An 8,523-nucleotide genomic window follows, 5' to 3' on the forward strand; every position below is an offset into this window, starting at 1 on the left:
TAGCGGCTGGCCATCTCGGGCTTCAGCCCGACCTGCGCCAGGAGCTCGGCCACCCGCGTCTTCCAGCGGTCGCGCGGCAGGATCACGGGGTGGATCACCCAAGCTTCGGTGATCAGCTGCCAGACCGTCATCCGCGGGTTCAGGCTCTGCGTCGGATCCTGAAAGACCATCTGCAGATCGCGGCACAGCCTGAACAGATCCGCCTTCGGCATGGCGAACAGATCCTTGCCCCGCCACAGCGCCTGTCCGCCCGTCGGCTCCTCCAGACGCCGCAGCATCTTGGCCACGGTGGATTTGCCGGACCCGGATTCTCCCACGATGGCGAGCGTCTCACCCGGCATCAGGTCGAAGGACACGTCCTCCACCGCCACGAAATTTCCGTAAACCTTGCGCGCCCGGCGCACCGAGAGGACGGGTTCGACGCGCGGGGCCTCGGGATGCATGGCGCCCTTGCCGGGCGCAGCCCCGATCAGCCGGGCGGTTTAGGGGTGCTGCGGGTTGCGGTAGACCTCGCGGGTCACGCCGGTCTCCACCCTCGCCGCCGTTCGTCACCACCACGCGGTCGGCGATCTCGGCCACCACGCCCAGATCGTGGGTGATGATCAGGACGCCCATCCCGGTTTCCAGCTGTAGCTCCTTCAGGAGCGCCAGAACCTCGGCCTGCACCGTCAACTCCAGCGCCGTGGTCGGCTCGTCCGCGATCAGCAGATCGGGCCGCAGCGCCGGGGCCATGGCCATGGCGATCATCAGCCGCTGGCGCTGGCTGCCGGAGAACTCATGAGGATATTTCTTCAGGCTGGCCTCGGGGTTGGGGATGCCCACCAGCCCGACCCGCCGCAGGGCCTCGGTCCGCGCCGCGCCGCGGTCGGCGCCATGCACCGTCAGCGCCTCCTCGATCTGCCAGCCCACGGTATAGACCGAGTTCAGATGGCTCAGCGGATCCTGGAAGATCATGGCGATCCGCCGGCCGTTGATGTCGCGCCGTGCGGCGGCGGGCAGTTTCAGCAGATCCTGGCCGTCGAACCAGATCTCGCCGCTGGTGATCCTGCCCGGCGGCATGTCGATCAGATCCATGATCGCCGAGGACGAGACCGACTTGCCCGACCCGGATTCGCCCAGGATGGCCAGGGTTTCGCCCCGTTCCAGATGGAAACTGATCCGCTTCACCGCATGGACGGTGCCCGAAGCGGTGTGGAACTCGACCGACAGGTCGCGCACGTTCAGAAGCCGGTTCATGCCTTGATCTCCCCCTTGGACTGCCGCATCTCCAGCCGCCAGCGTTGCACCGGGTCCGGCGCGATGCGCATCCAGTTCGACAGCAGGTTCAGCGACAGCGTGGTCAGGATGATCGCCAGCCCCGGCCAGAACGACAGCCACCAGGCGGTGGTCAGGTATTGCTTGCCCTGGGCGGTCATCAGACCCTAGGTGTTGCGGCCATGCAGGTTCTGCTTCTGCGCCGCCGCATCCAGCCACCAAGGGCCGAGCACTGCCAGCACGAAGATCAGGATCAGGAACAGCGCCGCCGCCAGCGCGAACCTGTCCGCCCAGAGCATCCGCACAAAGCGGACCAGGGCCTTGGGTTCATCCGGAATCATGTCGGTCTGGATCATCTTCGCCCCCCTAGTGCCGGATGCGCGGTTCGAGCAGCGACTAGGCCATGTCGATCAGCAGGTTCATCAGGAAAATCGCGATGGCGGTCACCATGATGGCGGCCAGCACAACATTGAAGTCGCGTTGCAGGATCGAGTCGATCATTAGCTTGCCGACACCCGGGAAGCCGAAGATCGTCTCGATCACCACCGCCCCGTTCAAGAGCGCCGCAGCCTGATCGCCGATCACCGTGATCACCGGCAACATGGCGTTGCGCAACGCATGAACGAAGATGATGTTGCGGGATTTCACCCCCTTGGCCCGTGCGGTCTTCACATAGGCCGAGGAGAGCGCGGTGATCATCGCCCCGCGCACCACCTGGACGATCAGTCCGAAGGGGCGGATGAAGAGAACAGCGATCGGCAGGATCCAGTGGGCCGCCGTGCCAGTGCCCGGGGCAGGCACCCAGCCGAGCCGGCCGATAAGACGACGATGCCCACCCAGAAATCCGGCGCCGAGGCGCCGATCAGCGAGGTCACCGTGGCGATCCGGTCGAACAGCCCGCCCGCGCGGAAGGCGGCCAGCGACCCCAGCCCGATGGCCGCCGCCGTCACCAGACCCATGGTGATCAGCGCCAGCTGCAGCGTCCACCAGAAGGCCTCGATCACCACGTCGAAGGCAGGCCGCACCTTGCGGATCGACTCGCCGAAGTCCAGCTGGACCAGATCGGCGACATAGCGGCCGAACTGCACCAGCACCGGATCGTTCAGCCCGTGCACCTCGCGGAAATGCTGGCGCATCTCGTCCGAGGCCTCGACCGGCAGGTAGAGCGCCGCCGGATCGCCGGTCAGGCGCGACAGGAAGCACACCGCCACAACCACGTGCAGCAGCGAGATCAGGCGCAAGACCGGCGCCACAACTCGGGTCAGGGCCGCACCGGGACCATAGCCGCCACGCTCCGACGCCGGGCGCCGAAAGTGACAATTTTGTGCCACTTCATCCCATTCCACCAGATCGCAGGCCCGGTTTCTTGATCGTTTCGACGCTTTGGCGCTAGGTCCGCCCACGCCAGCCCGATGCCAGCCTATTCTGGATCATCAAGCAGAAGGCTGGTGCAGTCATGATTGGTAGCACGACAAGCAGCGCGGCAGCGCTGAGATTTACGACGTCACTGACCACGATGGTCGGTGCATTGATGCTCTTCCCCTCCGAGGCTGCCCTCGCACAGGACGCAGCGACAAAGCCGGATGTCACGGTGCTGGATCAGATCGTCGTGACTGCGGCGCCCGGCACGGAAACGGAAGGCACCGGCAGCTGGACGACGGACTGGATGCGGTCGGCCACCGGGCTGGTGCTGACGCAGAAGGACACCCCGCAGTCGACGAGCGCGATCACCGATGCGCAGATGATGGATCGCAACATCACCACGATCGGCAAGGTGATGGAGGCCGCCACCGGCATCACGGTGCAGGCCTATGAATCGGACCGGATCAACTATTATTCGCGCGGCTTCCAGATCGACGCCTATCAATACGACGGCGTTCCGGTGCCGCGGGACGGCGTCTGGCAGTTCGGCGACAACAACCCGGACATGGCGCTCTACGACCACGTGGAGATCGTGCGCGGCGCGACCGGCCTGATGCAGGGTGCGGGCGAGCCCGGCGCTTCGATCAACTTCATCCGCAAACGTCCGCTGGCCTTTGCCCAGAATGAGATCACCGTCTCCGCCGCAGCGCCCAAGGGGGGCCGCGTCGAGCTCGACCTGTCCCGGCCACTGAACGAGGCGGGGACCGTGCGCGGGCGGCTGATCGGCGTTCTGGACGAGCGGGACGGGTTCCTCGACCGCTACGAGAAGAAGAAGCAGATCCTGTTCGGCGCGCTGGATATCGACCTCGGGCCCGACACCCTGCTCAGCATGGGCGTCAGCCATCAGAAGACCAAGGCGGACGGCGTCACCTGGGGCGGACTCGCGCCCTTCTATGCCGACGGCGGGCTGATCGACTGGCCCTGGGGCTCCAGCCTCGGGACCGACTGGACCTATGTCGACACCGAGCGGACCGAGGTCTTCACCTCGCTCGAACATGTCTTCAGCAACGGCTGGACCGGACGGCTGGTCTTCACCCACGTCAAGAACGACATGGACGCCCAGCTGGCCTGGATCTCCGGCGAACCGGACCGCGAGACCGGCGAGGGGATGAGCGGCTACGGCACACGCTACGACGGCGGCTATGAGCAGAACAACCTGAACGCGATCCTGAACGGCAGTTTCGAGGCTTTCGGCCGCGAGCACCAGTTCGTCTTCGGGGCGATGGCCTCCAAGGGCGAGGGGACCTATTACGGCTACGGGTCGGGCGAGACCTTCAACGTCAATATCTTCGACCTCGACGGCAATTATCCCGTGCCGTTGCTGTCCGACAGCGCCACCTATGTCTCGGCCAGCGAGGCGCGCCAGTATGCGCTCTACGGCACCGGCCAGTTCAACCTGTCGGACCGGCTGTCGGTTCTGGCCGGCGCGCGGATCAACTGGTGGGAGGGAGAGGAGGGCTCCGGCGGGCCGGCGACGGCCTCCTACAAGTTCTCCGGCGAGATCACGCCCTATCTCGGCTTCACCTATGACATCGACCCGACCTACACGGCCTATGGCAGCGTGAGCAGCATCTACAAGCCCTCGCTGGTGCAGGACATCAACCGCAACTACCTCGACCCCACCTACGGCTACAATTACGAACTGGGGGTGAAGGCCGACCTGATGGACGGCAGGCTCTTCGCCTCCGCTGCGATCTTCCAGACCGAGCAGAAGGACGTGGCGAAATACGTCAGGTATATCGAGGATGAAAACCGCAGCGTCTACGAGAGCATCGACGGCACGACCACCCGTGGCTTCGAATTGGAGGCAGCGGGCGCGATCTCGGATCGTCTGGAAGTCTCGGCGGGCTATACCTTCCGGCTGTCGAAGGATGATGACGATCAGGAACTCTACGTTGACCAGCCGCGCCACACGCTGAAGCTGGCGGCGAATTACGACCTGACCGAGCGGCTGAGCATCGGCGGCGCGATGCGCTGGCAGAGCGGGACCGACAGTATCGAGGTGTCCTACAGCGACACGAACGCCCCCAGCGTGCATCAGGGCTCCTATGCCGTCGCCGACCTGTCGGCCTCCTATGACGTGAATGACGACACCTCGCTAACGCTGACGGTCAACAACGTGCTGCGCAAGAAGTACTACGCCACCACCGGCTTCTACGACACGGTGGTCTATGGCGAGGATATCAGCGCCGAACTGGCCCTCAGGGCGAAGTTCTGAACGAACGGGGGCCGCGCTCCGGCGCGGTCCCCCTACTGCGCCAGACGGGCGATGTTGCCGGCGATGTCTGCGGCCAGATCATCGCCCGGCAAGCTGTCGAGGATCACCACGCTGCGGCCCCCGGCGTCCAGAGCCTGCATGAGCAGCTCGGGAAGCTCGCGGGTCGCGAGGGCTGTCATGATGCCCTCGTCCTGCATCCATTGCGCCATCAGGCCCGCGCGCTCCGGGGTCCATTCGCGCGGCGCGGCGATGACCGTGGCCCGCAACTCGAGCCCGAGATCGGCCAGGAGATAGCCGAACTGTGGCGAGAAGGAGACGACCTCGGGATTGGCGAGATCGGCGAGCGCCAGATCCGCCCGGGTCTTCACCTGCCGCAGGTCCTGCTTCAGCCGGGCCAGATTGGCGCGGATGGCAGGGGCGTCACCGGGGCTCAGCCGCTCCAGATCTGCCGCCGCGATCTCGCCCATCTCGCCCAGCCGGGTGGGCGAAAGCCAGGGCGCGGTCTCCTCGCCCGCGGGCGGCATCGGCTCGAGCCCCAGCATCGCATAGAGCGCCAGATCGGCAGGATCGGGGTCAAGCAGGGCGATGCCGGGCAGCCGCCGGTCGAGCGGCATGGCGGCATCGAGTTCGACGATGCGGATATTGGCGCGCCGCGCCGCCGGATAGAGCGGATCGGCCGGCCACAGCGACCGCAGGGTCAGCACTGCGTCAGCGGTACCGGCGGCCCGCTCCAGCATCTCGCGGCCGCGGCCGCCGAGATAGGACGGCAGGCGCGAGGCGGGCAGCCCCTCCGGCGCGACCGCCGTGACTTCGACCCCCGTTCCGGCCGTCAGGGTACGGGCCAGCGCCGTCGCGGCGGGATGGGCGGTCAGCAGCGTCTCCGCCCTGGCGGGGGAGGCCATCGCCACCGCCAGCATCAAACATTTCACAGCACGTTCCCCTTCAGCCCGGGCACGAGCGCCCGCAGCGCCGTGCAGATCAGGAAGCAGCTTCCCGCCACCAGAATGATTGCCGCGCCCGAGGGCACCGGCAGGTCGAACTGCATCGGCAAGAGGATGCCCGCCAGCGTCGAGAAGGTGGCGATGCCGATCGACAGCCACCAGAACCCGGCGAGCGACCGGGCGACGATCCGCGCAGCGGCGGCCGGAATGACCAGCAGCGCGCCGACCAGCACCGCACCGACGATCTTCAGCGAGGCGACGGTTACCACGGTGATCAGCATGACGAACAGGTAATCCAGCCGCCGCACCGGCAGGCCGCGCACCAGCGCCAGCGCCGGATGGAAGCTCGACAGCATGAACCGGTTGTAGAGAACCGCCGTCAGCGCGATGACCACCAGCCCCACCGCAGCCAGCAACGCCAGATCGACGCCGTTCACGGTCAGGATCGATCCGAACAGCACATTCTCGAGGATATGCACGTTGATCCGCCCGGCGAGGATCAGCAGGATCGAGGCCCCGAGCGCCAGCGACATCGACAGGAACACGCCGATCAGCGTGTCGGCCGAGAGCCCGGTCCGCCCGCGCAGATAGTCCAGTCCGATGGCGAAGATCAGGCAATAGCCGAACAGCGCGCCATAGGGCGCGGTATAGGGCTCGCCCGCGAGGATCCCGATGGCGACGCCGGTCAGGGCGGCATGGCCCACCGCCTCAGCGAAGAAGGCATGCCGGCGCACCACCACCAGCGTTCCGAGGCTGCCCAGCATCGGCCCGACGATCAACCCGGCCAGCAGTGCATTCACCGCAAAGCCCCAGCTCAGGGCCGAGGGCAGCCAGCCTGCCTCGGCCAGCGCCTGCACCGACAGGCGGAAACTCTCGAAGCTCATGCGGCGGCCCGGTGCGACAGGAGGTCGAGCACCCGTTCCGGCGTCAGGACGCTCCGCGCCTCGCCTTCGAAGACGACGCCGCGGTTGAGCGCCGTCACCCGGTCGGCAAGGCGTCTCACCGCGGCCAGATCGTGCTCCACCCAGAGAACGGTGACGCCCTGCGCCCGCAGCTCCTGCAGCACCGCTTCGATCATCCGGGCCCCGGCCTCGTCCAGTGCGGCCATCGGCTCGTCGAGGATCAGGAGGTCGGGCGCAGGGTCCAGCGCCTGCGCCAGCAGCACCCGCTGCCGCTCGCCGCCTGACAGCGCACCCATCCGCCGGTCGGCCTTGCCGGCGAGCCCCATATGCTCCAGCTGCGCCTCGATCCGCGCCAGTGTCGCTGGACGCGGACGCAGGAAGGCCGGACGCTCGCCGGACAGCGTGGCGAGGAAGTCGCGCACCGTCATCGGCAGCCCGGTGTCGAACTGCAGCGCCTGCGGGACATAGGCGATCCGCCCCGCCTCGCCGGGCCAGTCGAGGACGATCCGGCCCCGATGCGGCATCTGCCCCAAAAGGCAGCGCAGTAGCGAGGATTTGCCGCCGCCGTTCGGGCCGACAATGGCGTGGATACTGCCCGGACGCACCGCCAGCGAGACATCGGCCAGCACCTTCGTGCCGCCCAGCGACAGGCCGACCCCCGCGAGGGCGATGCCCGGACCCCGTGGGCTCATGCCCTTCCCCCCTCGCGGATGGCGCGGACGACGGTCGCCAGGTTCTGCGCCATCTCGACCTCGAATTTCTCGGGCGTGTAGGCCCCGTGGATGATGTGCGACAGCGGATAGAGCGCGACGCCGGTCTCCGCCTCGATGGTCTCCACATAGGCGGAGGGGAAGTTCGATTCCGAGAAGATGACGGTCACGTTCATCTCCCGGATCTTCTCGATGGTGCGGGCCAGCTGCGACGGCGACGGCTCGATCCCATGCGCGGGTTCGACCACGGCGCTGACCTCCAGTCCGAATTCCCGCAAGAGATAGTCATAGGCCCCGTGGATCGTGGCGACGCGGAAATCGGGCGAGGGCGCCTCGACCACCTGCGCCAGCGCCTCGGCGCGCAGCCCGCGCAGGCGGCGGGTGTAGGCGCGGGCATTCTCGGCCAGCAGCGGGGCCTCGGCCGGGCGCAGACGGCCCAGCTCGCGCGCGATGGTCTGCACCTGCGAGATGGCCCCGGCGATCGAGAGGAAGGTGTGCGAATTCACCACCCGCCCGTCGACCGAGCTGCCCAGACCCCGGGCGAAACTGCCGACCGCGGGCAGCAGCGGCACATTGCGGTTGGCCTCGATCACCGGCACGTCCGGCTGCTCCGAGGCGGCGATCATCCGGTCGGCGAAATCGTCATGGCCGATGCCGTTCAGCACAACCGCATCCAGCGCGCCGAGCCGGCGGATGTCCTCAGCCCGGGGCTCGTAGGCATGGGGATTGAAGCCTTCGGGCACCAGAGGGACCGGCGCGCCGGCCTGCCCGAGGATCTGCGCCACCCAGGAATAGTAGGGATGCAGGGTCACGCCGATCCGCAGGGGCGCCTCCGCCTTCGCCTGCGTGGCGAAGGGCAAGGCGAGGGTTGCCGCCAGAAAGCTGCGCCGGTCGAGGGTCATGGCCTGACCTCGCGGGTGACGCTGGCCGCATAGGCGAAGGAGACCTGCCGCCATCCCACCCGGATCAGGGCCGCATCGTCCAGCGCGGCGGGCGCGTCGGCGGCCTCGGCCAGCCAGACCGCGGGCGTGTCATCCGCGAGCCGCAACAGCAGGCTGCGCGCCCGCTCGGGGGCC

The 8,523-nt window shown here is 67.5% G+C and carries 12 protein-coding genes; 1 reads left to right on the forward strand and 11 read right to left on the reverse strand.

What is annotated here, in order from left to right:
- The 6 genes from C5F48_RS26190 to C5F48_RS26210 form a co-directional block, all read right to left on the reverse strand.
- A partial coding sequence (locus tag C5F48_RS26190) for an ATP-binding cassette domain-containing protein (RefSeq protein WP_258186541.1) occupies positions 1 to 371 on the reverse strand: 371 nt, incomplete at its 3' end.
- On the reverse strand, positions 331 to 1,236 hold the full coding sequence (locus tag C5F48_RS19845) for an ABC transporter ATP-binding protein (protein ID WP_245941364.1): 906 nt from the start codon (positions 1,234 to 1,236) through the stop codon (positions 331 to 333). The genes C5F48_RS19845 and C5F48_RS26190, both read right to left, overlap by 41 nt.
- Complete coding sequence (locus C5F48_RS26195; protein WP_245941363.1) at positions 1,233 to 1,415, reverse strand: hypothetical protein; 183 nt, start codon at positions 1,413 to 1,415, stop codon at positions 1,233 to 1,235. The genes C5F48_RS19845 and C5F48_RS26195 overlap by 4 nt, the downstream gene beginning before the upstream one ends.
- A 6-nt stretch (positions 1,416 to 1,421) precedes the next feature.
- The gene (locus C5F48_RS26200) at positions 1,422 to 1,610 is read right to left on the reverse strand and encodes a hypothetical protein (RefSeq protein WP_245941362.1); all 189 of its coding nucleotides are present in this window, start codon (positions 1,608 to 1,610) and stop codon (positions 1,422 to 1,424) included.
- Positions 1,611 to 1,650: 40 nt separating this feature from the next.
- Entirely contained in the window at positions 1,651 to 2,055 is a 405-nt protein-coding gene (locus C5F48_RS26205; protein ID WP_245941361.1) for an ABC transporter permease, read from the reverse strand.
- Positions 1,977 to 2,495: an ABC transporter permease family protein gene (locus C5F48_RS26210; protein ID WP_245941360.1), complete on the reverse strand. Its 519-nt coding sequence runs from the start codon at positions 2,493 to 2,495 to the stop codon at positions 1,977 to 1,979. Before C5F48_RS26210 ends, C5F48_RS26205 begins: the two co-directional genes overlap by 79 nt.
- 290 nt (positions 2,496 to 2,785) lie before the next feature.
- On the opposite strand from C5F48_RS26210, the gene C5F48_RS19860 reads away from it, so the two are divergent.
- Positions 2,786 to 4,894 carry a TonB-dependent siderophore receptor gene (locus C5F48_RS19860; protein WP_245941359.1) on the forward strand — a complete coding sequence of 703 codons (2,109 nt, stop codon included), beginning with the start codon at positions 2,786 to 2,788 and terminating at the stop codon, positions 4,892 to 4,894.
- A 32-nt stretch (positions 4,895 to 4,926) separates the two neighbouring features.
- Here C5F48_RS19860 and C5F48_RS19865 read toward each other — a convergent pair whose 3' ends face one another.
- The 5 genes from C5F48_RS19865 to C5F48_RS26610 form a co-directional block, all read right to left on the reverse strand.
- Positions 4,927 to 5,823 carry a metal ABC transporter solute-binding protein, Zn/Mn family gene (locus tag C5F48_RS19865; protein ID WP_107665535.1) on the reverse strand — a complete coding sequence of 299 codons (897 nt, stop codon included), beginning with the start codon at positions 5,821 to 5,823 and terminating at the stop codon, positions 4,927 to 4,929.
- The gene (locus tag C5F48_RS19870; RefSeq protein ID WP_107665536.1) at positions 5,820 to 6,719 is read right to left on the reverse strand and encodes a metal ABC transporter permease; all 900 of its coding nucleotides are present in this window, start codon (positions 6,717 to 6,719) and stop codon (positions 5,820 to 5,822) included. The genes C5F48_RS19865 and C5F48_RS19870 overlap by 4 nt, the downstream gene beginning before the upstream one ends.
- Positions 6,716 to 7,429, reverse strand: coding sequence for a metal ABC transporter ATP-binding protein (locus C5F48_RS19875; protein ID WP_107665537.1), 714 nt, complete (start codon positions 7,427 to 7,429; stop codon positions 6,716 to 6,718). The genes C5F48_RS19870 and C5F48_RS19875 overlap by 4 nt, the downstream gene beginning before the upstream one ends.
- Positions 7,426 to 8,349 (reverse strand): metal ABC transporter solute-binding protein, Zn/Mn family, encoded by a 924-nt coding sequence (locus C5F48_RS19880; protein WP_107665538.1) that lies wholly within the window; start codon positions 8,347 to 8,349, stop codon positions 7,426 to 7,428. Before C5F48_RS19880 ends, C5F48_RS19875 begins: the two co-directional genes overlap by 4 nt.
- The coding region (locus C5F48_RS26610) for a DUF6162 family protein (protein ID WP_502525981.1) at positions 8,346 to 8,523 on the reverse strand (178 nt) is incomplete at its 5' end. The genes C5F48_RS26610 and C5F48_RS19880, both read right to left, overlap by 4 nt.

The sequence above is a fragment of the Cereibacter changlensis JA139 genome (assembly GCF_003034985.1).
Taxonomy (GTDB): domain Bacteria; phylum Pseudomonadota; class Alphaproteobacteria; order Rhodobacterales; family Rhodobacteraceae; genus Cereibacter; species Cereibacter changlensis.

Coding starts and splice junctions, on each gene's coding strand:
- C5F48_RS19870 (WP_107665536.1), bottom strand. CDS start 6,719: ATGAGCTTCGAGAGTTTCCGCCTGTCGGTGCAGGCGCTGGCCGAGGCA.
- C5F48_RS19875 (WP_107665537.1), bottom strand. CDS start 7,429: ATGAGCCCACGGGGTCCGGGCATCGCCCTCGCGGGGGTCGGCCTGTCG.
- C5F48_RS19845 (WP_245941364.1), bottom strand. CDS start 1,236: ATGAACCGGCTTCTGAACGTGCGCGACCTGTCGGTCGAGTTCCACACC.
- C5F48_RS19880 (WP_107665538.1), bottom strand. CDS start 8,349: ATGACCCTCGACCGGCGCAGCTTTCTGGCGGCAACCCTCGCCTTGCCC.
- C5F48_RS19860 (WP_245941359.1), top strand. CDS start 2,786: ATGCTCTTCCCCTCCGAGGCTGCCCTCGCACAGGACGCAGCGACAAAG.
- C5F48_RS26195 (WP_245941363.1), bottom strand. CDS start 1,415: ATGACCGCCCAGGGCAAGCAATACCTGACCACCGCCTGGTGGCTGTCG.
- C5F48_RS26200 (WP_245941362.1), bottom strand. CDS start 1,610: ATGATCCAGACCGACATGATTCCGGATGAACCCAAGGCCCTGGTCCGC.